Source organism: Catellatospora sichuanensis (assembly GCF_007483665.1).
Taxonomy (GTDB): Bacteria; Actinomycetota; Actinomycetes; order Mycobacteriales; family Micromonosporaceae; genus Catellatospora; species Catellatospora sichuanensis.
The window spans coordinates 117,878-144,005 of the sequence record NZ_VIQO01000014.1; the positions used below are offsets into that span (position 1 = coordinate 117,878).

Annotated in this window: 19 protein-coding genes; 11 read left to right on the forward strand and 8 right to left on the reverse strand. The window is 72.9% G+C overall.

Annotated elements, in window-relative coordinates; translation table 11 throughout:
* Positions 1-51: 51 nt before the first annotated feature.
* The 5 genes from FLL47_RS27245 (at position 52) to FLL47_RS27265 (ending at position 7,356) form a co-directional block, all read left to right on the forward strand.
* On the forward strand, positions 52-552 hold the full coding sequence (locus FLL47_RS27245) for a hypothetical protein (RefSeq protein WP_144123645.1): 501 nt from the start codon (positions 52-54) through the stop codon (positions 550-552).
* Between the two features lie 240 nt (positions 553-792).
* Positions 793-2,067: an exonuclease domain-containing protein gene (locus FLL47_RS27250; RefSeq protein ID WP_144123647.1), complete on the forward strand. Its 1,275-nt coding sequence runs from the start codon at positions 793-795 to the stop codon at positions 2,065-2,067.
* A gap of 108 nt (positions 2,068-2,175) precedes the next feature.
* Positions 2,176-5,697: an ABC transporter ATP-binding protein gene (locus FLL47_RS27255; RefSeq protein ID WP_144123649.1), complete on the forward strand. Its 3,522-nt coding sequence runs from the start codon at positions 2,176-2,178 to the stop codon at positions 5,695-5,697.
* A 208-nt stretch (positions 5,698-5,905) separates the two neighbouring features.
* Positions 5,906-6,643, forward strand: coding sequence for a lytic polysaccharide monooxygenase (locus FLL47_RS27260; protein WP_144123651.1), 738 nt, complete (start codon positions 5,906-5,908; stop codon positions 6,641-6,643).
* A 104-nt stretch (positions 6,644-6,747) separates the two neighbouring features.
* The gene (locus FLL47_RS27265) at positions 6,748-7,356 is read left to right on the forward strand and encodes a DUF305 domain-containing protein (protein ID WP_144123653.1); all 609 of its coding nucleotides are present in this window, start codon (positions 6,748-6,750) and stop codon (positions 7,354-7,356) included.
* A 33-nt stretch (positions 7,357-7,389) separates the two neighbouring features.
* Here FLL47_RS27265 and FLL47_RS27270 read toward each other — a convergent pair whose 3' ends face one another.
* The 4 genes from FLL47_RS27270 to FLL47_RS27285 form a co-directional block, all read right to left on the reverse strand.
* Positions 7,390-8,028 (reverse strand): hypothetical protein, encoded by a 639-nt coding sequence (locus FLL47_RS27270; protein ID WP_144123655.1) that lies wholly within the window; start codon positions 8,026-8,028, stop codon positions 7,390-7,392.
* Between the two features lie 164 nt (positions 8,029-8,192).
* On the reverse strand, positions 8,193-9,401 hold the full coding sequence (locus FLL47_RS27275) for a PP2C family protein-serine/threonine phosphatase (RefSeq protein ID WP_144123657.1): 1,209 nt from the start codon (positions 9,399-9,401) through the stop codon (positions 8,193-8,195).
* Positions 9,402-9,495: 94 nt separating this feature from the next.
* Positions 9,496-11,922 carry an FtsX-like permease family protein gene (locus FLL47_RS27280; protein ID WP_144123659.1) on the reverse strand — a complete coding sequence of 809 codons (2,427 nt, stop codon included), beginning with the start codon at positions 11,920-11,922 and terminating at the stop codon, positions 9,496-9,498.
* Positions 11,919-12,656 (reverse strand): ABC transporter ATP-binding protein, encoded by a 738-nt coding sequence (locus FLL47_RS27285; RefSeq protein WP_144123661.1) that lies wholly within the window; start codon positions 12,654-12,656, stop codon positions 11,919-11,921. The genes FLL47_RS27280 and FLL47_RS27285 overlap by 4 nt, the downstream gene beginning before the upstream one ends.
* Before the next feature lie 108 nt (positions 12,657-12,764).
* Between FLL47_RS27285 and FLL47_RS27290 the strand changes: the two genes are divergently transcribed.
* From FLL47_RS27290 to FLL47_RS27305, 4 genes are all read left to right on the forward strand, one after another.
* Positions 12,765-13,976 (forward strand): sensor histidine kinase, encoded by a 1,212-nt coding sequence (locus tag FLL47_RS27290; RefSeq protein WP_144123663.1) that lies wholly within the window; start codon positions 12,765-12,767, stop codon positions 13,974-13,976.
* Positions 13,964-14,614 (forward strand): response regulator, encoded by a 651-nt coding sequence (locus tag FLL47_RS27295; RefSeq protein ID WP_144123665.1) that lies wholly within the window; start codon positions 13,964-13,966, stop codon positions 14,612-14,614. Before FLL47_RS27290 ends, FLL47_RS27295 begins: the two co-directional genes overlap by 13 nt.
* A gap of 307 nt (positions 14,615-14,921) precedes the next feature.
* Entirely contained in the window at positions 14,922-16,823 is a 1,902-nt protein-coding gene (locus tag FLL47_RS27300; RefSeq protein ID WP_144123667.1) for a Calx-beta domain-containing protein, read from the forward strand.
* Positions 16,824-16,989: 166 nt separating this feature from the next.
* Positions 16,990-17,778 (forward strand): META domain-containing protein, encoded by a 789-nt coding sequence (locus tag FLL47_RS27305; protein WP_186315936.1) that lies wholly within the window; start codon positions 16,990-16,992, stop codon positions 17,776-17,778.
* A gap of 126 nt (positions 17,779-17,904) precedes the next feature.
* Here FLL47_RS27305 and FLL47_RS27310 read toward each other — a convergent pair whose 3' ends face one another.
* Complete coding sequence (locus tag FLL47_RS27310; RefSeq protein WP_144123671.1) at positions 17,905-19,554, reverse strand: RICIN domain-containing protein; 1,650 nt, start codon at positions 19,552-19,554, stop codon at positions 17,905-17,907.
* Between the two features lie 166 nt (positions 19,555-19,720).
* Complete coding sequence (locus FLL47_RS27315) at positions 19,721-21,334, reverse strand: RecQ family ATP-dependent DNA helicase (RefSeq protein ID WP_222106214.1); 1,614 nt, start codon at positions 21,332-21,334, stop codon at positions 19,721-19,723.
* A 271-nt stretch (positions 21,335-21,605) separates the two neighbouring features.
* Here FLL47_RS27315 and FLL47_RS27320 point away from each other — a divergent pair, with 271 nt between their 5' ends.
* Together FLL47_RS27320 and FLL47_RS27325 are read left to right on the forward strand one after the other, a co-directional pair.
* On the forward strand, positions 21,606-23,291 hold the full coding sequence (locus FLL47_RS27320; protein WP_144123673.1) for a GH12 family glycosyl hydrolase domain-containing protein: 1,686 nt from the start codon (positions 21,606-21,608) through the stop codon (positions 23,289-23,291).
* Positions 23,292-23,502: 211 nt separating this feature from the next.
* Positions 23,503-24,261 carry an alpha/beta fold hydrolase gene (locus tag FLL47_RS27325; protein WP_144123675.1) on the forward strand — a complete coding sequence of 253 codons (759 nt, stop codon included), beginning with the start codon at positions 23,503-23,505 and terminating at the stop codon, positions 24,259-24,261.
* 184 nt (positions 24,262-24,445) lie between these two features.
* On the opposite strand, the gene FLL47_RS27330 is transcribed toward FLL47_RS27325, so the two are convergent.
* Together FLL47_RS27330 and FLL47_RS27335 are read right to left on the reverse strand one after the other, a co-directional pair.
* Entirely contained in the window at positions 24,446-25,408 is a 963-nt protein-coding gene (locus FLL47_RS27330) for an NAD(P)/FAD-dependent oxidoreductase (protein WP_425457772.1), read from the reverse strand.
* A gap of 74 nt (positions 25,409-25,482) precedes the next feature.
* Entirely contained in the window at positions 25,483-26,070 is a 588-nt protein-coding gene (locus tag FLL47_RS27335) for an HD domain-containing protein (protein WP_144123679.1), read from the reverse strand.
* Positions 26,071-26,128 lie beyond the last annotated feature (58 nt).

Consider the following 26,128-nt stretch of genomic DNA (forward strand, 5'->3'; position numbering starts at 1 on the left):
CCACCCTAACCGGGTCGGCTGCGGGCGGCCCGCTGTGGCAGATTGCCTGGCATGGATGCCGCCAGTAAGCCGACCCGCATCGGCGTGACCGGGCACCTCAACCTCACCGCCGACACCGCGTCCCTCGTCGCCACGGCGGTGCGCGAGCTGCTGGCCGCGTACCGTCCGGATGAGCTGGTCGGGGTGTCCTGCCTGGCCGCGGGCGCGGACACGATCTTCGCGGAGGCGGTCGTGGCACACGGCGCGAGGCTGGAGATCGTGCTTCCTGCCGCCGACTACCGCGACCGGCAGGTCGCCCCGGACCATGCCGAGGCGTTCGACCGGCTGTCCGGGCGCGCCGCGTCCGTGCGGGTGATGCCGCACGCGCGGGCGGGCCGGGCCGCCTACGAGGACGCCAACGCCGCCATGCTGGCCGGCTGCGACCTGCTCGTCGCGGTGTGGGACGGCCACCCCGCGGTCGACGGGGGCGGCACCGCGGCCGTGGTCGCCCAGGCGCACGCGCGGGCCATGCCGGTCGTGGTGGTCTGGCCCGTAGGCGCGCGGCGCGCCTGACCCGCAAGATCGGCCAACTTGCCAGGCAGGTGTGCGTATCTTGGACCGCCGTTCGCACACCTGCCTGGCAAGTCGAGCGATCATGCCGACGGTCGGCCGGGGACCGGCAGCACGGGACGGGGCGGCGCACGATCGGGCGATCTTCCGAGGTGTTCCCGCCGGGTTCGCCGTGTGTCGGTGCTTTCGGCGGAGCCGGAGCGGGTGCCGCAGGACATACTGTGAGGACCCGGCGCGGTCGTGATGGGACGGTCCGGCCCGCAGAAGGCGGAGGTGGCGGCGTTGTACGCGGTGATCGATGTGGAGACGACCGGGTTGCGCACGAGCTGGCACGACCGGATCTGCGAGATCGCGATCGTGCACGTCGACGCGACGGGCCGGATCACCGGCGACTGGTCAAGCCTGGTCAACCCGGAACGCGACCTCGGCCCGCAGCACGTGCACGGCATCACCGCCGCCGAGGCCCGCCGCGCGCCGGTCTTCGCCGACCTCGCCGGGCAGGTCGGCGCCATGCTGCGGGAACGGGTGATCGTGGCGCACAACCTCGCCTTCGACGCCGCGTTCCTGGTCGCCGAATACTCCCGGCTCGGGCTGCGGGCCCCGGTCGGGCGTGAGTACGGGCTGTGCACCATGAACCTCGCCGCGCAGCTGCTGCCGTCGGCCGGACGCAGCCTGCGCGACTGCTGCCTGGCCGCGGGCATCCCGCAGCAGCGGGCGCACAGCGCGCTCGACGACGCCCGCGCGGCCGCCGGGCTGCTGGCGCGTTACCTGCACCGGGTCGGCTCGCCGCCGCCGTGGCAGCAGCTGGTGCTCGACGCCGCCACGCTGACCTGGCCCCCGCTGCCCTCCGACGAGGTGCTGCCGGTCGTGCGCCGCCACCCGCACGAGACGGAGGAGCACTTCCTCACCAGGCTCATCGAACGGCTGCCCCGGGTGGCGACCCCGCCGCAGGCCGACAGCTACCTGTCGCTGCTCGACAACGCCCTGCTCGACCGGCACGTGTCAGCGGTGGAAGCGGACGCGCTGGTCGAGGCCGCCTACGCGCTGGGGCTCAGCCGGGACGAGGTGCTGGACCTGCACCGCCTCTATCTGCAGGCGCTCGCCGTGGAGGCGGCCGACGACGGCCAGGTGACCGAGACCGAGCGCGCCGACCTGCACACCGTCGCCGCGCTGCTCGGGCTGGGCCGCGCCGACGTGGATCGGGCCCTCGACCCCGACCCGGACGACCGGCACCGCCGCACCACGCGGCCGCTGCCCGCGCCGGCTTTCCAGCTGCTGCCCGGCGACACCGTGGTGTTCACCGGGCAGACCGCGGAGCCGCGGGAGCTGTGGGAGGAGCGGGCGCGCATCGCCGGGCTGACCGTGGGCCGCGCCGTCACCCGGACCACCCGGCTGCTGGTGGCCGCCGACCCCGACACGATGTCCGGCAAGGCCCGCCAGGCCCGCCGGCACCGCATCCCGATCGTGCACCCCGGCGCGTTCCTGAGCATGCTCGTGGCCCTGCGGATCGCCGAATGAGCCGAATGTGTTGATCACCACGCCCGTGCCGCCGTAATTGCGTTGAGCTCGGGTGGGGCGGCCTTGCATGCTGGGGACCAGATCAAACCGGCTGCAAGGGGCCCTGCCATGCGTCTGTTCCGTGACCTGTGGGCCACGTCGCCCCGCCGAACCTTGGCGGTGCTGGTCCTCATCGTCGCCGGTGCCGCCGCTGCCGCGCTGGCCGCCGCCCTGGCGGGCACCGTGCTGGTGGACCGGTCCACGCTGGCCTTCACCGCGCTGGCCACGGCGCTGGCGGTGGTGGTGCTCAGCGACCTCGCGCTCAGCCTGATCATGGCCCGGCTCACCGCCGACTGGGCGGCCGACGTACGCCGCCGGTTGTGCCGGGTCGCCTTCGGGCAGAGCCTGCCCACGCTGGAGGGCACCCCGGTCGGCGAGTTGCTCGACCGCATCGACGGCGACGTGTACCAGGTGGGCTCGCAGCTGCGCGGCAGTGGAGTGCGGCTGGCCCAGTCCGGTGCGGTGGCCGTGCTGTCCGCGGTGACGGCGTTCGTGGTGTGGTGGCCCGCGGGCCTGGCCATGCTGATGCTGTCCCTGGTGCTCGGGTTCGGGCTGCGCCGCCCGACCACCGCCATCGGCCCGGCCCGGATGCACGAAGAGGAGGCCTGGTCGGACCTGGCCGCCGTGCAGGAGGAGTCGGTGCACGGCCAGGACGACGTGCGCACCAGCCTGGGCCGCCCGTACGTGCTGCGCCTCTACGCCCAGCGCTCCAGCGAGGTGCTCAAACGCGGCCGTCGCGTGTGGGCGCTGTCCACGCGGGTCAGCACCATCGCCTCCGGGGTGACCCGGGCGGGCATCGCCGTGCTCGTGCTCGGCGGCGTGTGGGCGCTGTCCGCGGGCCATCTCGGCGCGGCCCGGCTCACCGGCGCGTGGCTGCTGGCGCTGGCCTTCGGCGGCACCGTCGAGCAGGTCAGCCGGATGCTGCCGGAGCTGCAGCACGCGCTGGGCGCGTGGGCGCGGGTGCAGCTGCTGCGCGACACCCCGCAGGAGCCGACCGGCGGGGCGGCGCCCACCACCGGCAACATCGAGGTGCGCGGGCTGACCTTCCACTACTCCACCGACCGGCGCCGGCCGGCGCTGCGCGAGCTGGACCTGACCTTCGCGCCCGGACGGTCGTACGCCCTGGTCGGCCGGACCGGCTCGGGCAAGTCGACGCTGGCCAAGGTGCTGACCCGGGCCGTGGACGTGCCCCGCGGAACGGTGTTCCTGGGCGGGATCGACCTGCTCGACCTGGAGGTCGAGGCCCTGCGGCGCTGGGTCGCGATCGTGCCGCAGCGCACCGAGATCCTGGCCGGCACGCTCGCGGAGAACATCGCGCTGTTCGACCCGGAGCTGCTCGACGCCGCCGGAAAGGCGATGAACGAGCTGGGCCTGACCTCGTGGGTCGACACACTGCCCGACGGCCTGCAGACGAAGCTGGGCGAGGGCGGCCAGAAGCTGTCGGCGGGCCAGGAGCAGCTGGTCGCGTTCGCGCGCATCCTGGTCCGCGACCCCCAGGTGGTCATCCTCGACGAGGCCACCGCGCGGATGGACCCGGTCACCGAGTCGCGGGTGCAGCACGCCGCGCAGCGCCTGCTGCACGGCCGGATCGGCGTGGTCATCGCGCATCGGCTGTCGTCGGTGCGCGACTGCGACGAGGTCGTGGTGCTGGCCGACGGCCGGGTCGTGGAGGCCGGTCCGCTGTCGGAGTCGCAGCGCTTCGCGCAACTGCTGGCCACCAGCCACAGCAGCGCGGCCGACGGCGAGCTGGTGCTGGCGACCGCGTACGGCCTGGAGTCGGCCGGCGAGAGCGCCGCGGGCGACGGAACGCAGGCCCCGGCGAGGCAGGACGGCCCGGCAGCGGGCACCGGCGCAGGCGCGGGCGCGGACCTGGTCGCGCCGCCGAAGGCCGACCCGCCGCCGCTGCCCGCCCCGCAGCGGGTGCGCACGCTGCGTGAGATCTTCCGGCTGACCGTCAACGATTTCCGCTTCGGCCAGGTCTCGGTCGCACTGTTCACCGTCATGGTGCTGTTCGGCCTGGACGGCACCGTGCTGCCGTGGCTGTGGGCCGACGTGGTCGACGGCTCCGGCAGCCCGTGGTGGCCGGCGCTGGGCATCGTCGCCGGGCTGGCCGTGACCACGCCGGCCGGCTACTTCGCGGGCCTGTGGTACCCGGAGTGGTGGGTCCGGCAGATGCTGCGGATCAACCTGCGCCTGGTGCACGGGCAGACCGGGCCGCGCCGGGTCAGCGCGCACACCCCGGCCGAGGTCGTCGCGCAGGGCGGCGACAACGAGCGGGTGGTGATGCTCGCCGACAACCTGGTCGACCAGTCCATCAGCATCGTGATGATCGTGGCGATGACGCTGGTGTCCGGCTCGATCGTGCCCGCGCTGTTCTTCACCGGCACGATGGTGGTCTCGGCGCTGGCCGCGACGGTCTTCGCGCCGGTGCTGAAGCGCTCGGCCGCGCACACCGTGGCCGCGCGGGCCGCGTTCGCCACGTTCCTGGTGTCATCGCTGTCGTCGGCCCGCACGGTCAAGCTGGCCGGCGCGACCCGGCCGGTGCTGGGCCAGCTGGCCCGGCTCGACGCCGCCCGCAGCGAACGCCAGCGCCAGGAGATCGCCATGCAGGTGTGGGCGCGTTCGACGCCGTCGCTGCTGGCGGGCCTGCTGCCGATCGCGGTGTGGGCGCTGTTCATGGCCGGCGAGCTGGGCGCGGGCGCGACCCTGGTCGCGGTGTCGACGCTGGGTTCGGCCCGGTGGTTCGCCTGGACCACGGCGTCGCTGGTGTCGCAGCTGCCGTCGGCGCGGGTGTGGACCAGGCGCACCGTGGCGATGGCCGGGGTGGGCGCGTACTCGGCGGCCGTGCCGGGTGTGGACCTGTCGGCGGGCACCGCCCCGGGTCCGGTGGCCGCTCCGCGCAACCCGCTGCACCGGCTGGAACTGTCCGGGTTCGGCGCGGTGCACGAGGACGGCACGGTCGGCGTACGCGGCGTCGACCTGACCGTGGAGCGCGGCGACCTGGTGCTCGTGCTCGGCCCGGTCGGCTCGGGCAAGTCGTCGCTGCTGCGGGCCCTGGCCGGCATCGTGCACCACGACGGCGCGCTGCTGTGGAACGGTGACCGGGTCGCCGAGCCGGAGGTGTTCCTGCGCCCCAACCAGGTGGGCTACGTGGCCCAGTTGCCGCGGGTGCTGTCCGGCACGGTCGGTGACAACATCCGGCTCGGCCACGACGTCGACGCCGCGCAGGCGGTGGCCACGGCACAGCTGGAGCATGACCTGGCGGCGGCGGGCAGCGGCATGGAGCTGCTCATCGGGCACAAGGGCACCCGGCTGTCCGGCGGCCAGCTGCAGCGGCTGGCGCTGGCCCGGGCGCTGGCGCCGGGCACCGAGCTGCTGATCGCCGACGACGTGTCGTCCGCCCTGGACGTGACCACGGAGCTGGCGCTGTGGCAGGCGCTGCGGGCGCACGGGCTGACCGTGGTCGGCTCGACGTCCAAGCGGGCCGCGCTGGTGCAGGCCGACCGGGTCGTCGTGCTGATCAACGGCGAGGCGGTCGCGCAGGGCGCGTGGAGCGAGCTGGAGGCGGACTGGGGCCACCTGGCCGGCTGATCCGAGCAGGTGCGAGGCCCCGGTCGGGTACGGCCGGGGCCTCGCGCATGTCCGGCACGTGCCAACTTGAACGCAATCTCAGTTAAGCGTATTTACAGTTAGGACTGTTTATTTTATGTTTTCGTGAACGAGTGTCGATGTCTCCTCTCACGACACCGGCACTCGTCCCACCCGGTCCGTCCATCCCGCACAGAAGCGAGGAGGAGACATGAGAAAACGGATCGTTCTACCCGTCCTGTCCATCTTCACGATCCTGGTGTCCGGCATGATCGCCGCCCCGGCGAGCGCGCACGGGTACATCTCGTCCCCGCCCAGCCGCCAGGCCAACTGCGCCCAAGGCCGGGTCACCGGCTGCGGCGACATCGTCTGGGAGCCGCAGAGCGTCGAGGCGCCCAAGGGCTCGATGCAGTGCAACGGCGGCGGCAGCCGATTCGCGGTCCTCAACGACAACAGCAAGAACTGGCCCGCGGCCTCGGTCGGCAACAACGTCACGTTCAACTGGGTGCTCACCGCCCGCCACCGCACCAGCACCTGGGAGTACTTCGTCGGGAGCACCCGCATCGCGGTGATCAACGACAACGGTGCCCAGCCCGGTGCGACGGTCTCGCACAACGTCAGTCTGGGCGGACGCACCGGCCGGATCCTCGTGCTGGCCCGGTGGAACATCTACGACACCGCGATGGCGTTCTACTCCTGCGTCGACCTGCAGGTAGGCGGCGGTGGCGGCGGGGGCAACCCGACGCCTCCGCCGTCGTCGCCCTCGCCCAACCCGCCGCAGTCCCCGCCGCCGACCAACCCCGGCGGTGGCACCTGGGCCGCAGGCACCGCGTACGGGGTCGGCGCCACGGTGACCTACGGCGGGCTCAGCTACCGCTGCCTGCAGGCGCACACCGCGCTTGCCGGCTGGGAGCCGCCCAACGTGCCTGCCCTGTGGCAGCGCATCTGATCACCATCTGACCCGGTCCGCGGCTCACCCGAGCCGCGGACCGGCCAGCCGAGCCGCCGGACCGCGGCCCCTGCCCGGTGCCCGCCCCCGAGGAGCCACCGCACATGAAGCGCTTCGTCCTGCTCGCCGTCGTCCTGGTGACCCTGGCCGCCTGTGACGCGCCGCCCGGTGTCACCACCGGCCCCTCGGCCGCGCCGTCGTTCGCGCCGCCGTCCGGGTCGCCGCCACCGGCGCTCGACGAGTCGGGCGGGTACAACGACACCGACGTGATGTTCCTGCAGATGATGGCCGCGCAGTACGGACCCGCGGGCGAGCTGCTGAAACTCGCCGCCGCCCGCAGCGCGAACACGAAGGTGCGCGACCTGGCCTCGGCGATGGACGTGACGCAGGCCGACGAGCTGACCGCGGTGCAGGGCTGGCTGCGCACCTGGACCAAGCCCCTGACGCCCGCCGCCGACCCGAACCTGCACGCCGGACACGGCGGGCTGCCCGCGACCGGGCCGGACGAGGTCAAGGCGCTGCGCGACGCCCCCGCCGCGGAGTTCGACAAGGTCTTCCTCAACCTGCTGATCGGCCACCAGCACCAGGCCGTGGAGTATGCCCGGATGGAGTTGACCTCCGGGGTCAACCCGAAGGTGCTGGAGTTCGCGACCCGCGTCGACCAGTCCCGCACCGCCCAGGTCACCATGATGCTCGGCATGGTGTCCGGCTGAGTCCTGCCCGAGGATCATGACCGCCGGCCGCGGTCACCTGCGTCGGCGGTCGCGCGGGGCGGCGCGGCGCTCGCGGCCGCGCACGGTCGGGCCGGAGTCCGGCGCCATCCCGCACAGCACCGCCGGCCCCGCCACAGCCAGCCAGAGGATCACCAGGAAGGCCGCCGAGCCGGTCACGGGTTCGTCGGCCGGCACGGGGTTCGCCACGCCGGTGCGGTCGCTCAGCACGGCCAGCTGGTCGCCCTGCTTCGTGCCGGCATCGCGAGGCAGTGTCAACTCTCCGGGGATCGCCGTGCCGTCTGGCCGGGCCAGCCGGATCCGGTGCTTGTACTCTCTGCCATCGATGCCGTCGCGCACGGCCGTGACCCTGGCCTGCACCGGCTCGCCGAACAGCTCAACCATGGCTAAGGGGGCGATGTATATCGCCAGGAGGCCGACCAAGCCGACCCCCATCGCCACGATGGCGGCGGCGAGGCTCCAGACCGTACGCACATTCCCCCGTTCGTGCACCCAGAACGTGGCCAGCGCGACGACCACAACAGCGACGACTCCCAGCGAGAGCCAGTCCGGGCCCAGCAGCGTCGAGCCGAAGACGGCGCCGACCGCCACTGCCAAGGTGAGCCCCGCCAACAGCGGCCACGCGCGGCGAAGCATCGCCATCAGTGGGGTCATGGCGGTCACCGTAACAACCATGGACCAGCCCGCCGCCGGTCGTTCGTGGCCGGCCGTCCCAGGCCCCTTGCCGCGGTGTGGTTCGTGCGATGATCGGGCGCCGCAGCCGCCAGCGGTCACGGCCGCTCCCGGAGGTGCGGGCTGGACCTCGCCGCACTGACTGATCAGGGCAGCACCCGGCGGGCCGCCTCCGCCGACCATTCGACCAGCATCAGCATCGCGTCGTCGCGGGGCGGCCCGTCCCGGAACGAGGCGACCCGGTGCGCCAGGCCGCGCAGCGTCTCCGGAGCCGGCAGCTTCGCCTGCGCCGCCTGCTCGGTGAGGTCGACGAGCCGCTCCACGCCGAACATCTCCCCCCACCGGTCGCCCGCCTCGATGACGCCGTCGGTGTACAGCAGCAGCCGGTCCCCCGGTTCCAGCATCTCCTCGGCGACCTCGATCGTGCTGTCGTCCAGCCCCAGCGGCAGCCGCCGGCCGCCGGTCAGCTCCCGGACCGCCCGGCCGCGTCGCAGCAGCAATGGGGCCGGGTGCCCGGCGCTGATGTAGCGCAGCCGTCCGGTGCCGGTGTGCAGCTCGCACAGCAGCCCGGTGACGTAGGCGGTGTCCTCGAACTGGTCGCGCAGCGCATCCTCGGTGGCCTGCGCGATCGCGTACAGGCCGCGGTCGTCGCGCCGGGCGGCGCGGATGGCGGCCAGCGCGGTCACCGTCATGACCGCCGCGTGCAGGCCCCGGCCCATCCCGTCGAGCACGCAGAACCACGCCGTCTCGCCGTCGAGGGCGTAGTCGAACGCGTCGCCCCCGATGTCGTAGTGCGGTTCCAGCAGCGCGCTGAGCACCAGCCGGTCGGAGGTGAACGTCAGCGGCGGCAGCGTCGACAGCAGCAGCTCGCCCGCCACTGTCATGGGCCGGGTCCGCCGGACCTGCTGCAGCGAGTCGCCGTACGGCATCTTCACCGCCAGCAGGTGCCCGACCAGGCCGACGTAGCTCTCGCACCAGTCCTGCAACGCCTCTATGTCGCAGTCGTCGCGGCGCAGCACGATCTCCACCACACCGAGGCGTTCGGTGCCGTCCACCAGCGGAACCCACAGCCGGCTCCCGAGTCCGCCGCCGACCCGCTGGGTGTCCACGGTGGTGAAGGCACGTCCGGCGACGGTGCCCTCCACGCCGAGCCGGGCCGCCGACTGCTTGCCGTGCTCGGCCAGCGGGTGCAGGTGACGCTGCTCCTCGTCGACCAGATAGCAGGTGGTCTCCATGCCCAGCGGGCGCAGCGCCGCGCTGACACACTCGGCGACCTGGTCGTCCTGCGCCTGCTGGGTCAGATGCAGCAGGTCCAGCAAGGCCGCATGCCACGGGTCGTACGTCACCTGGGTCATCCGCGCACCTCGCCGTCCCGTCACGTGCACGGCTGGACGACGTAGCAGTTGTTCGCCCCCGTGCAATAACTGACGTCCCCATGCCGCTGCCTGCTCAAACACTCGAATGCGGTCGGGTCGCCCGGCCGGAGCCGAGCGCGGGCAGTATCGCCGCGGCCACGGCCAGCACGAGGCAGACGCCGACGGTCGCGGCCAGCGTGCCCCAGGGGATCACCATGGGCACCGCGACGCCGAGTTGCACGCTCAACCCGCGGGCGAGCGCCGCCAGCGCGGCGACGGCCACGGCCAGCCCCAGCGCCGCCCCGGTGGCCACCACCACCGCGGTCTCCGCGGCCAGCACGCCCAGCACCTGTCCGCGGGTCGCCCCGGACAGTTTCAGCACCCGCAGGTCCGCGGCCCGGCCCGTGGTCGACATGAGCATCGTGTTCACCACAGCCAGCAGCCCGAACCCGGCCGACACCCCGATCAGCACCGCGGTGAACACCCATACCAGCCGGTCGTCCTCCTCCTGGCCGCCGGCCGCGTAGGCGGCGGCGCTCAGCGAGCGCGCACCCAGGCCCGCCAGGGCGGTCGCCGGACCGGGCTGTCCGGAGTAGACGACGGTGGTCAGCGCCGACGGGTCCATCGCCCGCACCACCGCTCGGTCGAGCAGGATCCCGGCCGGCAGCGGCCCAGCGGTGAGCACCGCGACCACTTCCAGCATGATCAGGTTTCCGTCCGGGCCGAACACCGGATGCGTGCTGCCCATGGCCCACCCCGCCGAGACGGCGAATCCCTCTGCCACGGCCACGGGGACCACCGCGGGCTTCTCCGCCGGAGACCGGTGCAGGGCGGTCAGGCTGCCGTCGCCGACGGTCAGCACGGTGTGCTCCGCGGGGGTGATACCGGCGGCGGGCAGCGGCTCGGTGCCGTCGTACAGGGTGGTGGGCAGTGTGGACAGGCCGCCCGCGGCGGTGACCGCGGGGTCGGACAGGCCCGGCGTGCCGTCGGGTACGACCACGGCGGTGGCGTTCGCGGCGGTGACCCGGTTCAGCCCGTAGTAGGCGGTGGTGGTCTGCACCATCCCGCCGATGAGGACCGTGAACGCCACGCAGAGCAGCACGGGCGCGGCAGCCGAAGCGGAACGCCGGGCCGCGGTGCCGACGTGCTGGCGCACCAGCAGCACGGTCGCGCCCCGGCCGCCCGCGAACGGCGCGGTCAGCAGGCGCACCGCCGGCGGCAGCAGCACCGGGGCCAGCAGGCTGCCGGCGGTGACCAGCGCCATCGCGGCGTACAGCGCGTAGGTGCCCAGGTCGGCGCCGGACGCCCGGGTCGCGGCGACACCCGCGGCGACCGCGGCGGCCAGCGCCACCCCGCCGGCGATCATCCGGGCCAGGGTCACCGGCCGGTCGTCGAGGGCCGCCGTACGCAGTGCCGCCAGCGGGCCCACCCGGGCCGCGCGCCGGGCCGCCGCCCAGGCTCCCACCAGCGCGACCAGCACCCCGGCGGCCATCGCGGCAACCGGGACCACCGGCTGGTACAGCACGGTGAACGATGCGGGCTCGAACCCGGTGCGTACCAGCCAACGCGCCATGGGTCCGGCGGCCAGCAGTCCCGCCGGGACCCCGACCGCGCCTCCGAGCAGCCCCAGCAGCAGCACCTCGCCGAGGACCCAGCGCCGCACCTGCCTCGGCACCGCCCCGAGCAGGCGCAGCAGGCCGAGCTCCCGCTCCCGCTGCCGGGTCGCGAAGGCGAAGGTCGACGCGACAATGAAAACCGACACGAACACGCCCAGCGCGGACAGGGCGGACAGCACCTGCATGCCGATCCAGCGGGTGCGGGCGTCGCCGACCGGTTCCAGCGCCCCGCGCGCGTCCCCGGCCAGCGCCACGCCGTCGGTACCGACGGCGGCGGCCGACGCCGCGGCCACCCCGGCGACGTCGGCGTCCGCGGCGGTCAGCAGGCCGATCACGGGCACGCCGCCACCGCGGGCACCCGCCACCTCGTCGGTCACCCACATCCCGGCGCCGTCGACGGTCCCGGTCACCGTGAAATGCTCCGGACCAGCCGCCGTCAGCAGGTCGACCCGCGCCCCCACCGGAACGTCGAGGGCCGCACCGAGCACGACCTCGTCGGACCCGGCCGGGGCTCGGCCCGTGGCGAGCCGGTGGCCGCCGAGCGCCGCCGCGGACCAGTTGTAGGCGTCGCGCTCCCCCGCGACGGGCCTGCCGTCGCGTACCAGCTGGACGTAGAAGCGCTGCACGAGCACCGCTTCCGACACCCCGGGCACCGCCGACAGCCGTACTGCCAGCGCTTGCGCCTGCTCCTTCGGCCACGGCCGGGGTTCGGTGAACGCCTCCGGTGTTTTAGGCGGAACCGGACGGATCAGCACAGGGCTCGCCGCGAACCGGTCGGGTGTCACCGGGCGCGCCGAGGCGAGCAGCAGGCCGCACACCGTGAGCACGGCCACCGCGACGGCGAGGGTCACCAGCGTGCCGAGCAGGCTGCGCCGGCGCTCGCGCAGCGAGGCGAGCGCGATCATGCGGCCACCGCCCCGGCGGCCAGCCGCGCCGCGATCCGCGCCGGGTCCGCGCCGGTGATCTCGTCGACCAGCCGCCCGTCCGCCAGCACCAGCACCCGGTCGGCCGTCGCGGCCGCCACCGGGTCGTGGCTCACCATGACCACGGTCTGCCCGTGCCCGTCCACGAGCCGCCGCAGCGCGGCCAGCACCACGGCCGACGACGTGCTGTCCAGCGCCCCGGTGGGTTCGTCGGCGAACAGCACCGCGGGCCGGGTGATCAGGGCACGGGCGATGGCGACCCGCTGCTGCTCGCCGCCGGACAGCTGCGCCGGATAGTGCCCGGCCCGCTCGGCCAGCCCGACCTCGGCCAGCGCCTGCTCGACCGCCGCGGGCTTGGGCGCGCGCCGGGCCAAACGCAACGGCAGCGCCGTGTTCTGCGCCGCGGTCAGCGCCCCGACCAGGTTGTACGCCTGGAACACGAACCCGATCCGGTCCCGGCGCAGCAGCGTACGGGCGTGCTCGGACAGCCCGGCCAGGTCGGTGCCGTCGATGGTGATCTGCCCGCTGTCGACGGTGTCGAGCCCGGCCGCGCACTGCAGCAGGGTGGACTTGCCCGAGCCGGACGCACCCATCACCGCGGTGAAGGTTCCCGCGGTGAACTCGGCGCTCACCCCGTCGAGGGCGGTGACCGTGTTCACGCCGGTCCCGTACGTCTTGCGGACCGCGTGCAGGCGGACCGTCGCCGTTGATGTCATGGGACCACCCCACCCGAGCGCGGGGCGCGACGCACGGGTGCGGTGACGAGGATCCGTACTAGCTCCAGCACTACTGTGCCGGCCATCGGTGCAGGTTAGGGTCGTGCGGTGACCGCTCGCACCGCCCTGTCCGCCGCCGCCGTGCCGCCCTGGCGGCTGGTGCGTTCGGGCTGGCCGTGGCGGTCGCTGGCCTATCTGGCCGCGGGACTGGTCCCGGCGGCGCTGCCGCTGGCGCTGCTGGTCGGCATCGAGCTGCTGCGCCCGGAGCGCACCGCGCTCATCGGCCTGCTGGTGGCCGCGCTGCTGATCGTGGTGGCCGCCGGGCCGCTGATCGCCGGGTTCGACCGGCGGCGGTTGCGGCTGGTCGACACCCGCCCGCTGCCGCCGCGCGCGCCGCTGCGCCTGCGCGAGCCCGGCACCTGGCGTGAGATCGGGTACGCCGTGCTCAGCGCGTGCGTGGCCTGGTGGCTCGACCTGGCCGTGGTGCTGCTGTCGCTGCTCCCGCCGCTGATGCTGATGTCGGCGCCGCTGCAGCCCACCGGCCCCGGCGCCGAACTGCCCGCCGCACCGTGGTTCACCACACTGCTGTGCGCGGCCGGATTCATCATGTTGCCGCTCGCGGCGTACCCGATCACCGCCTGGGCCGGGGCACGGGCCGCGATCGCCCGCGCGGTGCTGGCTCCGAGCGATACCGACCTGGTCGAAGTCATGCGCTCACGGGAGCGGCTGGCGGCGGGCTTCGACTCCGAACGCCGCCGCATCGAGCGGGACCTGCACGACGGCGCGCAGCAGCGGCTCGTCGCGCTGAGCGTCACACTCGGCCTGGCCCGGCTGCAAATCGCCGACGACCACGCGGTCGCGCCGCTGCTCGACGACGCCAAGCGGCAGACCGCGGCGGCGCTGGCCGAGCTGCGCGAGCTGATCCGCGGCGTGCACCCGCAGGTGCTCAGCGACCGCGGGCTGGCCGCCGCGATCCGCGACATCGCCGGGCGCTCCCCCGTGCCCGTCGAGCTCGACCTGCGCCTGGACGGGCGGCTGCCCGCGCCGGTCGAGGTCACCGCGTACTTCGCGGTCAACGAGGCGCTGGCCAACCTGGCCCGGCACAGCAGCGCGGCCGGCGGCCGGGTCGCGGCGTGGACGCAGGACCGGCGGCTGGTGCTGGAGGTCCACGACGACGGCGCGGGCGGTGCCGACCCGGCCCGCGGCACCGGGCTGACCGGTCTGGCCGACCGGGCCGCGGCGGTCGGCGGGCGGCTGCTGCTGGCCAGCCCGCCCGGTGGGCCGACCCTGCTGCGGGTGGAGCTGCCGTGCGAGCGCTGAGGGTGGTGCTGGCCGAGGACTCGGTACTGCTGCGCGAAGGGCTGACCAGCCTGCTGCGCCACTTCGGGCACGAGGTGGCCGCCGCGGTCGGCGACGCCGCCGCGCTGCGCGAGCAGGTGCCGCTGCTGCGGCCCGACATCGTCGTCACCGACGTGCGGATGCCGCCCGGTTTCAGCGACGAGGGCCTGCGGGCCGCCCTGGCGTTGCGGGCCGAGCTGCCGGACCTGCCGATCCTGGTGCTCAGCCAGTACGTCGAGCAGACCTATGCCGCGGAGCTGATCGACGCGGGGCGGTTCGCGGGAACGGGATACCTGCTCAAGGACCGGGTCGGCGAGGTCTCCGAGTTCGTGGACGGCCTGGTCCGGGTCGCCGACGGGCACACCGTCATCGACCCCGAGGTGGTCCGCCAGCTGCTGGACCGCCGCCGCGACCCGCTGCACCGGCTCACCCCGCGCGAGCGCGAGGTGCTCGGCCTGGTCGCGGAGGGCCGCTCCAATGCGGCGATCGCCCGCCGCCTGGTCGTGACCGAGGCGGCGGTGGCCAAGCACATCGCGGGCATCCTCGCCAAGCTCGACCTGCCGCCCGACGCCGACGACCATCGCCGCGTCCTGGCTGTGCTCGCCTACCTGCGCGGCTGACGGAAGGCGAGTCCCGCTCCACCGGCACTGCCCGCTATCGAATAGCCGTCACACGTGCACCGGGCAGTCATTCATTTCACGACACCGCGGCCGAGCACCGCGTAGTCCGATCGGGTTACGCCGAACGGAGCGATCGACGGCCGTCACACAACGCGGTCACGCTCACACGTGTAGTCACTTAGTCGGCGCGTACCGGATAGTCAAGCGTTGATGACGTTGATATTCATCGCTTTGACTCTAGGCACACCCAGCAGCCCGCCTCCGGCAAACCGCCGGACACCGCAGGCTGCCCGAAAGGATGTGCCAGATGTTGCACCTGCACAGGCGGAAGGCTACCCACCGGTGGGGCGTACGCGTCCTGACGGCGGCCGCCCTGGCGGCGTCGGCTCTGCTCTCCCAGCCGACACCGCCGGCGTCGGCCGCCGCTCCGGGCGTCGAGCCGTCCGCCGTCACCCGCACCCTGCCGCCCGGCGGCTCCGCGACGATCGCCAAGGTCGTGCACACCCCCGCGGTGCCGCCGAACCCCGATATCGTGCTGCTCGCCGACACCACCGGCAGCATGGGCGGGGCCATCGCCAACGTGAAGACCAACGCCTCCGACATCCTGACCGCCGTCAGCGGCGCGCAGCCCAGCGCGCAGTTCGCGGCGGCCAACTACCGCGACGCCGGCGACGCCGTGCCGTTCGCCGTCGATCAGGCGCTCACCGCCGACCAGGCCCTGGTGCAGGCGGGTGTGAACGCGTGGGCGGCGGGCGGCGGCGGCGACTTCCCCGAGGACGGCCTCAACGCCCTCTACCAGCTCGCCACCGGCGCGGTCACGTTCCGCCCCGACGGCACCCGCATCGTCGTCATCTTCGGCGACGCGCCCTCGCACGAGCCGAGCAACGGCCACACCCGCGCCCAGGTGATCGCCGCGCTCCAGGCGGCGGACATCCGTGTGGTCGCGGTCAACGTCGGCGCGGGCGGCCTGAACCAGAACGGCCAGATCCAGGCCGTCACCGATGCGACAGGTGGAGTGTTCCTCGACAATGTGCCGTCGAACCAGGTCGCCGACGCGATCCTGGCGGGCATCCAGGCCATCGAGGTGACGGTCACCCCGAGCGTGGACTGCGACGACGCCCTGTCGCTGTCACTGTCCCCCGCGTCGCGGACCGTGACCAGCGGTGACGACGCGGCGTTCAGCGAGACCGTCGAGGTGGACGGTGAGGCCGCGGGCGGAGCACTCCAGTGCGAGGTCGACTTCCTCGTCGACGGCACCAGCCGCGGGTACGTGCAGACCCTGACCGTGCACGTGCCCGGCCTGAGCGCGTACGACGTGCAGGTGAACGAAGGTGCCGGCACCGCCGACTTCACCGTCACCCTGTCGGTGCCCGCCCCGTTCCCGGTGAGCGTGAGCTACGCGACCGCGACCGGCACCGCCGGGGCGGCCGACTTCACCGCCAAGAGCGGCCTGCTCACGTTCTCCCCGAACGAGACCTTGAAAACGGTCACCGTGCCGATCACCGACGACACCGCCGATGAGCTCAACGAGACCTTCAAGCTGAGCCTCAGCTCGCCGAGCGGCGCGGCCCTGACCGACCCGTCCGGCGAGGCGACCATCGTCGACAACGACCGCGACGGCGTCTTCACCTGCACGGCGACCGCCCTGAACCTGGCCGGCCAGCGCTCGGCCCGGGCCAACCCGGCCAACTCGCCGTGCGTCGACAGCACCGCGACCGGCCCCGACAACACGCTCAACGCCGGCCTCGTCACCGTGCAGACGACGGGCCTGTCCGCGAGCACCGACCTGACCCCGAACAGCCAGAGCAGCACACCGGCGGTGGGTGACAAGGCCGTCTCCACCGCGGCCGCGGGCTCCACGAAGATCACCGTCGCGGGCCTGGTCACCATCGAGATCGGATACATCGACTCGACCGCCTCGGCGACCTGCGTCGCCGGTCCGGGCGGGCTGGTGCCGCAGTTCGCGGGCTCGTCCACCATCTCCAGCCTGAAAGTCAACGGCGCGACGGTGACGGTCGGCAGCGGCCCCCTCACCATCCCGCTGGTGGTCGGCAGCCTGAAGCTCAACAGCACCACCACCACCGCGACCGGCGTCACCCAGCAGGCCCTGATCCTCGACACCCTGCTCACCGACCTCATCATCGGCGAAACCAAGGCCGGCATCACCGGCACCCCCACCCACCCCACCGGCACCCCCTGCCGCGCCTAGGAAAGGAAGGGCACCTTCACATCGCTATGCGTAGATGAAGGTGCCCTTCCAAACCACTCACCACCTGCGACCTGCCAGGACGCTCGGCCGCGACAACGGTCCGGGCGTCCTGGCCGCCGGGCGGAACCCAGCGGGCGCCTCGGCGGTCGAAGGTAACGTGAGAACCGTGCGCGTAGTGCCGCTGCTGACCGTCCTGCTGCTCGCCGCGTGCGCGCAGCCCCTCGACACCGGCGCGGACGGCCCGCCCGACGACGGCGCCGTCCTGGCCGGGCGGACCTTCCTGTCCACCGCCGTCACCCGCGACGGCAAACCCTACGACCTGTTCAAGGGCACCCGGATCCGGCTCACCCTGGACCAGAACGGTCACGTCGGGGCCACCGCCGGGTGCAACAGCATGGGCGGCGATGCCGATCTTTCCGGCGGCCGCCTGCGGATGACCGGCGACGTGAGCATGACCGACATGGGCTGCGACCCGAAACTGCACGAGCAGGACGAGCTGGTCTCCGGCTTCCTCCAGGCCGGACCGCGCTGGGAGCTGGCCGGGGACGTGCTGACCCTGCGTACCGACACCATGGAGGTCACCTTGCAGGACCAGGAGTCCGCAGACCCGGACCGACCGCTGACCGGCACCCGCTGGCAGGTCGACACCGTGCTCGACGGGCAGAGCGCCAGCTCCGTCCCCGGCGGCGCGACCGCCTACCTCGAGTTCGCCGACGGCAAGGTGCAGGGCCACACCGGCTGCAACAGCCTGGGTGGCACGGCCGTGCTCGCCGAGCAGACCATCGCCTTCTCCGACGTCTTCACCACCAAGATGGCCTGCGCCGACGACGTCAACCGGCTGGAGCGGTCCGTGCTGGAGACGCTGAAGGGCGACGTGACCTGGCAGGTCACCGCCGACCGGCTGACGCTCACCGGCCCCGGCGGTCACGGCCTGCAACTACGCGCCCAGAAGTGAAGCGGGCCAGCGGAACCCGCTGACCAGACGGTCGAGGCCGCCGCGCACGCCGACGTGGTCACGGCGGACAGGTGGTGCCCGGTCGGCGCGGCGAGCAGCCGCCCGGCCGGGCACCCGACACGTCCGTCAGGAGACGACCCAGTTCTGGTTGGACTGGACCGGGTTGCCGCAGGTCCAGATGATCATCTGGGTGCCGTTGGCGGTGCCCCAGCCGTCGGCGTCCAGGCACTTGCCCGACTGCGGGTTCACGATGGTGCCGTTGGCGTTGACCGTCCAGCGCTGGGCGCCGTTGCCCAGGCACGTCCACAGCCGCACGATCGTGCCGTCGGCGACAGCACCACCGGCTACGTCCAGGCACTTGCCGGAGTTCGGGTTGACCAGCGAGCCGTTGGACTCCAACCGCCACTTCTGCGCCGGGTTGTTCAGGCAGTCCCACAACTGCACCTTGGTGCCGTCGGCGGTACGGCCCCCGGACACGTCCAGGCAGCGGTTGGACCCGACTCCCCGGACCGTACGCTCCGGCGTCGTGCTCCCGGATCCGTTGACCCAGCGGGAGTTGCCGATCTCGGCCAGGAAGCGGCTGCGGATCGTCGCGTCGGCCTGGATCCGCGAGTCGCCCCAGTAGCCGTTCGCGCAACCTGGCTGGCCCGCGGGAGCGCCGTTGCACTGCCAGTTGGGCTGGGCGTCCCAGTTGGTGTTGATGTATGCCACGGCCCGGATGACATCGGTGTTCGCGGCGATGTAGCCGAAGAAGTCGGCGTACCAGGTGTTCCAGATGGCGTCGCCGGTGGTCGCCTGCGGGCTCTTGGCGAAGATGCAGCTGCGGGTCTTGGCACCGGTGGTGAAGCCCTGCGGCGACGCCTCGGCGATCATGACCGGCTTGCCGTGCCCCCGGGCGAAGGCCAGCACCCGGTCCTGCAGCGCCCGCGGCGAGGTCGACGCCGCCTTGCAGGCCCACTGCACCTGCTGGTACGTCGCCCCGTAGAACGCCGACAGCCCGACCCAGTCGACGTACGCGTCGCCCGGGTACCACGCGTCGAAGTGGTTGGCGGCGGTGACGATGTAGTGGTACTCGGGGTTGTTCGGGCTCTCGTCGATCGGCCAGGCGGCCGACTGCCACACCGTGGCGACCTTCGTCGCGCCGAGCGCGTCGATGCGGCCCTTGATGTAGCGGAACGCCTCCTTGTAGAAGTCGGCGTTGTAGCAGTTCCACGGGCCGTCGTACTCGTAGCCGATGCGCAGGAACACCTCGCGGCCGGTGTTCTTGAGCCAGTTCACCATCTCGTCGACCTTGGCCCGGTACGAGGTGATCAGGTTGGGGCTGCCGGCGGTGACGTCGGGGTCGTTGCGGCCCATGATCGCGCGCAGCGGCTGGTTGCCGCAGCCCGCGGAGGCGTCCGACAGGTACAGCCCGACGGCGAGCGCGGCGCCGGGGTACTGGTTGAGCGTGGCCGGGAAGTCGTAGACACCCGAGCCGTAGTCGACCGGCCCGTAGAAGCCGCCGAGCGGGCCGGGCGTGCCGCCGAGCACGAGGTTGGTGTACAGGGTGACGCCGCCGGGCCGGGGCGCGGACGGGGTCGGGTCGAGCACGTCGCGTTTGTAGTCGGCCAGGGTGCTGGAGTCCTGGCCCATGAACAGCCGGACCTTGCCGTCGGCCGGCAGGTTGCGGCCGCTGACGGCGGCGTGCGCCGGCGGTGCGATGAGCATGGTGAGGGCGGCGGCCGCCACGGCGAGGGCAGCCGCGAACCGCCCACGCCCATAGAGGGAACGGGTCATCACTACTCCGAAATGGTCGGTGGAGCTGTGCGGGTGCCCGACGCTAGCCCCGCCCCCGATCGGAGGTCCCGAGTTTTCGTAAATGTTTCGAAGGCCTAACGGCCCACGACGGGACCGGGGACCCGGCGAACAAGTCGCCGGGTCCCCGGTGCAACGCCACCGCAGGTCAGGCTGGAGTGAGCAGGTTGCGGGCGCGGACCGCCTTCAGCGACAGGGTGCGGTAGCCGACCTCGTCGAACAGCACCGTGATCCGGTCGTTCTCCTCCCGCATGACCACACCCGGACCCCACTCGGCATGCGTCACCCGAGACTGCACCGGGAAGCCGGTGTCCACGTCGGACTGCGCGTCGGCGGTGCCCGCGGTACAGGTGTCGCAACTGCCGCAGGTGTCGACCAGGTCCTCGCCGAAGTAGCCGAGCAGGAACTGGCGGCGGCAGTCGTCGGTCTCGGCGTATCCCCGCATCATCTCGACCCGGGTCAGCTCGATGGTGCGCATCTGCGCGGCCTCGACCGCGGCCGCCGCGACGGCGTCGGCCAGCTCGCCGCCGGTCCACCGCACGCCCTTGCCGGTGGTGAGCACGGCCCCGGCCTCCTGCAGCAGGTTGACCGAGCGGGTGACCCGCGAGCGGGTCACGTCCAGCTCCTCCACCAGGTCGTCGATGCGCACCGGGCCGTCGGCCGCGATGACGCCCGCGCCGACGCGGGTGAGCAGCTCCTCGTCGACGGTGCCGGAGGAGAAGAAGCGCGGCAGGCGCAGGTCCTCGGGCCGGAAGTAGAGCACGGCGGTGGCCTGGTCGCCGTCGCGGCCCGCCCGGCCGATCTGCTGGTAGTAGGAGTCCAGGGACTCGGCAGGCGCCGCGTGCACCACGAAGCGTACGTTCGGCTTGTCGATGCCCATGCCGAAGGCGGACGTCGCGACGACCACGACCCGGTCGGAGGCGAGGAACGCGTCGTGCACCGACGAGCGCTCCGAAGAGCTCAGACCCGCGTGGTACGCGTACGCCTCCTCGCCCGCCTCGCGCAGCGCCTGGGCGTACTCCTCGGTCTCGCCGCGCGTCTGCACGTAGAGCAGGCCGGGCGGGTCGAGCGCGATGATGCGTTCGATGATCTCGCGGCGCTTCTCGCGCTCGGTGATCTCGCGGGACACCTCCAGCCGGATGTTGGGCCGGTCGAAACCCTTGACCAGGTGCACCGCGTCCCGCATGCGCAGCCGCTCGACGATGTCGGCGCGCACCGGCGGCGACGCGGTGGCGGTCAGCGCCAGCACGGTCGGGTGGCCCAGCCGCTCGATGACCTCGCCGAGGCGCAGGTAGTCGGGCCGGAAGTCATGTCCCCACGAGGAGACGCAGTGCGCCTCGTCCACCACGAACAGCGACGGCTTGGCCTCCAGCAGCTCGGCCACGACCTCGTCCTTGGCCAGCTGCTCGGGCGCGAGGAACAGGAACTCGGCGTCACCGGCCCGCAGTGCCTCGAACGCGGCGTCGTTGTCGCGGGCGCTGCGCGCGGAGTTGACCACGTGCGCGTCCGGCGCACCGCGGTCGACGAGGTTCTTCACCTGGTCGCGCTGCAGCGCGATGAGCGGCGACACCACGATCGTCGGACCGCCGACGACCAGCGCCGGGACCTGGTAGATGGCGGATTTGCCCGAACCGGTGGGCGACACCACGATCGTGTCCCGGCCCGCGGTCACGTGGACCATCGCCTCCTCCTGTGCCGGGCGCAGCGCCGTCCAGCCGTACACCTGTGCCGCGACCTCGCGCAGCCGCTGCAGATCTCCCACCTCGTGCTCCTCCCCAGACTCGAACCCGCATCCTCCCACCCGCCGCGCGGCCGCCGTGCCACCGGGGCGAGGCGGTCACGGCCGCTGGTCGTGCCGGCGCGCGGAAGGGTCCAAAAGGTAACGGGGCCGTGCAGTGCATGTAACTTCCATGAAACTGATTACCGTCGATGCCGCTGTTTACAGGCAGTTCGACGATGGCCTATGGTGTCCGGTGGAAGCGCTCCCAGTCCTGGCACCCACCCGATCTCTCCTCCCCTGCCCAAGGAGTGACATGCACGCCACGACGAGCAGAAAGCATCGACTCGCGACGATCGCCTCAGCCATCGCGCTGACCGTCGCCGCCACCGCCGTGAGCCTTCTCGCGGCACAGCCCGCTCAGGCCGCGACGATCTGTGAGCAGTACGGCACCGTGGTCGCCGGCAACTACGTGATCCAGAACAACCGGTGGGGCACCAGCGCCACCCAGTGCATCAACACCACCGGCAACGGGTTCAGCATCACCCAGCAGGACGGCGTCGGCAGCACCTCAGGTGCGCCGGTGTCCTACCCGTCCATCTTCCTGGGCTGCCACTACTCCAACTGCAGCCCGAGTTCCCCGCTGCCCAAGCAGCTCAGCACGATCGGCACCGCCAACAGCAGCATCAGCTACTCGTACCCCGGCAGCGGCACCTACAACGCCTCGTACGACATCTGGCTGAACGCGGACACCAACGTCTCCGGTGTCCAGGACACCGAGATCATGATCTGGTTCAACCGGCAGGGCAGCATCCAGCCCATCGGTTCGCAGACCGGCACCGCGAACATCGCCGGCCGCAGCTGGGCCGTCTGGACCGGCAGCAACGGCGCCAACAACGTGGTGTCCTACCTGTTCACCGGCTCGGTCATCAACTCGCTGAGCTTCGACGTGATGGACTTCGTCCGCGACACGTTCACCCGCGGCTCGCAGTACGGCACCAACAGCTGGTATCTGACCAGCGTCCAGGCCGGATTCGAGCCGTGGATCGGCGGCGTGGGCCTGACCGTCAACTCGTTCTCGGCGACGGTCACCAACGGCGGCGGCGGCACCCAGCCGCCCGGCACCCCTGGGACGCCGAACGCGTCGAACGTCAGCTCCAGCAGCGCGTCCCTGAGCTGGTCGGCGTCGTCGGGCACGGTCAGCAGTTACCTGATCGAACGCGCCACCGGCGCCGGCAGCACCAGCTTCAGCCAGGTCGGCACGTCGTCCTCGACCTCGTTCACCGACTCGGGCCTGGCCGCCAACACCACGTACCGGTACCGCGTCCGCGCGAGCAACTCCGCGGGCACGTCCGGCTACTCCGGCATCACCAACGTCACCACCACCGGTGGCGGCACGCAGGTTCCAGGCACGCCCGGCACGCCGAACGCGTCGAACGTCAGCTCCAGCGGCGCGTCGCTGAGCTGGTCGGCGTCGTCCGGCACGGTCAGCAGTTACCTGATCGAACGCGCCACCGGCGCCGGCAGCACCAGCTTCAGCCAGGTCGGCACGTCGTCCTCGACCTCGTTCACCGACTCGGGCCTGGCCGCCAACACCACGTACCGGTACCGCGTCCGCGCGAGCAACTCCGCGGGCACGTCCGGCTACTCCGGCATCACCAACGTCACCACCACCGGTGGCGGCGGGGGCGGCTCCGGCTGCACGACGACGGCCTCGGTGCAGAGCCAGTGGAACAACGGCTACGTCATGCAGGTGACGGTCACCAACACCGGCTCCACCTCCATCAACGGCTGGGCGTCCACGGCGACCCTGCCGTCGGGCCACGCGCACACCGGCTCCTGGCCGCAGGCCGCCGTGGTCAGCGGGCAGAACGTGACCGAGACCAACCAGAACTGGAACGGCACGCTCGCGCCGGGCCAGACCGCGTCGTGGGGCTTCCAGGCCAGCCGTCCCAACGGCAACACCTCGCTGCCGACCACGTTCTCCTGCACCGCCTCGTAAACCTGCGTACCACCCGATCACGTGCGGCGGAGTCCCGGACTCCGCCGCACGTCATCCTGCGAACGGCGCCGGCGGCACCCCGCGTTCCCGCTCCCGCCCGATCAGCGGCCGGCTGCCAGGCAAGCCCGCAGCCCGGCGGCCCGCGCGCTACGGCGCAGCCGAGCTTCTCCCGGTGTAGGGTCAGGCTGATCATCTTCTTGGGAGGTTCCCGGTGCGTACCGCTCACCTCGCCTGGGAGCGCCACGGCGGCGAGCCGGGTCTGCTGCTCCTGCACGGCTTCTCCGACTCGGGTGCCTGCTGGGACCCGGTGCTGCCCGCGCTCACCGCACACACCGGCGCGATCACGCTGGACGCCCGCGGACACGGCTCGTCGGGCCTGCCCGACGAGCCCACCGGCACCGCCGCCAACGCCGCCGACGCCGCGCTGGTGCTCGACGCGCTCGGGCTGCCGCCGGTCGTCGTGATCGGGCATTCGATGGGCGCGCTGGCCGCGGCCGCGCTGGCCGCCGCCCGGCCCGACCTGGTCCGGGCACTGGTGCTGGAGGACCCGCCCGGCCCGCACCACACCCTCGCCTCCGACGGCATGCCGTCCTGGTTGGCCGAGCTCCAGGCGATGGACCTCGACGCGCGGATCGCCAAGGGCCGTGCCGACAATCCCGGCTGGCCCGACGCCGAGTACCGGCCGTGGGCGGTCAGCAAGGGCGAATTCGACCCGCGCTGTTACGACCTGCCGTACGAGCCGGGCCCGTCGCTGCTGCAGTCGCTGGCCGGGGTCGCGTGTCCCACCCTGCTGATCTACGGCGAGGTCGCCCGTGGGGGTCTGCTGGCGGAGGCGGACGCCGACGACTGCGCCGACACCGCCGCCGGGCCGTTCACCGCGCTGCGCGTCACCGGCGCCGGCCACTGCGTACGCCGCGACTACCCGGCCGCGTTCACCGCCGCGATCGGCGACTTCCTGTCCTGGTCATGACGGTGCCACGGCGGCGTCGAGGTCCAGTTCGCCGTTGACGGCGGCGATCGCCTCCCGGTGGCCGAGCCGGCCGCCGGGAGGCGCACAGCTGCTCGTAGCGCCCGTCACCCAGCGCCGCGCATCCGGGCGTGCCGCTCCGCCCGGTGCCGGCGCAGCATCGGCCACAGGTGGATGCCGCCGGCGTCTACTCGGTGACCTGCTCATGGACGGCCTGCGCGACCGCCCGCGCGGTGTCCTCGGTGACCAGGTCGAAATTGATGAACGCGGCCGCCCGGGAGCCGCCCGCGGCGGCGTGGATGACCTGCGCGGCCAGATCGGTGATGTTGCCCGCCACCCACACTCCGGGTGCTTCGGTCAGGCCGGTCGGATCCGCGGCGACGTACGCGCCGAACGGGTGTTCGGTGAGGGCCACACCCAGCGACTCCAGCACCCCGGACCGGGGCACCATGCGCGCGGACACCACCAGCGCCGCGCACGGCACGACCGTGCTGTTGGCCAGCCGCGCTCCGGTCAGCCGGTCGCCGGTCACCTCCAGCCCGGCGATCTCACCGGACACCAGCCGCACCCCGCGGGCGGCCAGCTGCGCCAGCTCCGTCCCGGTCGGCTCGGGGCCGGTGTGGCGCAGCAGGGTCACGTCCGCGGTCCACTGCCGGTAGAGCAGCGCCTGCTGGGCCGCGTGCGCGCCGGTCGCCAGCACGGCGACGGCCTGGTCGCGCACCTCCCAGCCGTGGCAGTACGGGCACTGCAGCACGTCGCGGCCCCACCGCTCGCGCAGGCCGGGGATCGGGGGCAGCTCGTCGACGACACCGGTGGCCACCAGTAGCCGCCGGGCCCGGACCACCCGGCCGTCGTCCAAGGTCACGGCGAAGCCGCCGTCCTCGCGTACCGCCGAGATCGCCTGGCCGGCCACGATCTCGCCGCCGTAGCCGCGCACCTCCTCGCGACCGATCTTCAGCAGCTCACCCGGCGGCATGCCGTCTCGGGACAGAAACGCGTGCATGTGCGCGGCCGGCGCGTTGCGCGGCTCGCCGCCGTCGACCACCAGCACCGAGCGCCGCGCCCGCGCCAGGGTCAGCGCCCCGTTCAACCCGGCGGCCCCGCCGCCGATCACCACCACGTCGTACGCCTCAAAGGTCATCTCGACCACCTCCGTGACCACCCTGCGCCCGGCGCCCCGGAGTCGGCAAACTCTGTTGCCGAACCAGCAAACAACTCTCGACCCTATACCGGGTGACGGGCCTGGAACGCCAGCCGGGCGTCGGCGTCGCGGGCCAGCCGCTCCAGCAGGTCGTCCAGGCGCAGGAACGCCTCCCAGGGCTGCTCGCCGCTCGCCGCGCACAACCGGACGGTGACCTCGTCCTCCAGGCCGGGCACCCGCTTGCCCTTCCACACCTTGTCAGCGAGGACGACCAGCAGGTCCTCGGTGCCGAGTGGGCCGTATGCCACGGACCCGTGATCGCGGGCGAACCGGGCCAGGCGGGGCCCGACCCCATGCGCCAGCAGCAGCTCGTAGCCCGCGGACTCGTGGGCCGAACCGGGTCCGGACAGTTCGGACGGGTGCGCGACCTTGCCGATGTCGTGCGTGGCCGCTCCGAACAGCACCTCGTCGGCCGCGACGGCCAGCCCGGGGTACGCCTCGACGACACCTGCGACCAGCCGCGCGGCGAAGTCGTGCACCGCGCGCAGGTGCGCGCCGAGCCGTGGTGGCGCGTCGAGGCCGGTCAGCAGCGCAGCGACGTCTTCGGGCAACGCGCGCAGGTGTGGCTCGGCGGGTTCGGTCAGTGCACGGTGGAGCGCGGTCGTACGCACCGGCCGAGGCTAGCGCGTCGGGTCCGCCGAGGCCGGGCCCGGCTGCCGACCGGACGCG

Excerpts from the sequence above, each read along its gene's own strand:
- FLL47_RS27310 (WP_144123671.1), bottom strand. The coding sequence starts at position 19,554 with ATGACCCGTTCCCTCTATGGGCGTGGGCGGTTCGCGGCTGCCCTCGCC.
- FLL47_RS27270 (WP_144123655.1), bottom strand. The coding sequence starts at position 8,028 with ATGACCCCACTGATGGCGATGCTTCGCCGCGCGTGGCCGCTGTTGGCG.
- FLL47_RS27250 (WP_144123647.1), top strand. The coding sequence starts at position 793 with ATGGGACGGTCCGGCCCGCAGAAGGCGGAGGTGGCGGCGTTGTACGCG.
- FLL47_RS27285 (WP_144123661.1), bottom strand. The coding sequence starts at position 12,656 with ATGACATCAACGGCGACGGTCCGCCTGCACGCGGTCCGCAAGACGTAC.
- FLL47_RS27275 (WP_144123657.1), bottom strand. The coding sequence starts at position 9,401 with ATGACCCAGGTGACGTACGACCCGTGGCATGCGGCCTTGCTGGACCTG.
- FLL47_RS27260 (WP_144123651.1), top strand. The coding sequence starts at position 5,906 with ATGAGAAAACGGATCGTTCTACCCGTCCTGTCCATCTTCACGATCCTG.
- FLL47_RS27245 (WP_144123645.1), top strand. The coding sequence starts at position 52 with ATGGATGCCGCCAGTAAGCCGACCCGCATCGGCGTGACCGGGCACCTC.
- FLL47_RS27265 (WP_144123653.1), top strand. The coding sequence starts at position 6,748 with ATGAAGCGCTTCGTCCTGCTCGCCGTCGTCCTGGTGACCCTGGCCGCC.
- FLL47_RS27300 (WP_144123667.1), top strand. The coding sequence starts at position 14,922 with ATGTTGCACCTGCACAGGCGGAAGGCTACCCACCGGTGGGGCGTACGC.
- FLL47_RS27320 (WP_144123673.1), top strand. The coding sequence starts at position 21,606 with ATGCACGCCACGACGAGCAGAAAGCATCGACTCGCGACGATCGCCTCA.
- FLL47_RS27255 (WP_144123649.1), top strand. The coding sequence starts at position 2,176 with ATGCGTCTGTTCCGTGACCTGTGGGCCACGTCGCCCCGCCGAACCTTG.
- FLL47_RS27280 (WP_144123659.1), bottom strand. The coding sequence starts at position 11,922 with ATGATCGCGCTCGCCTCGCTGCGCGAGCGCCGGCGCAGCCTGCTCGGC.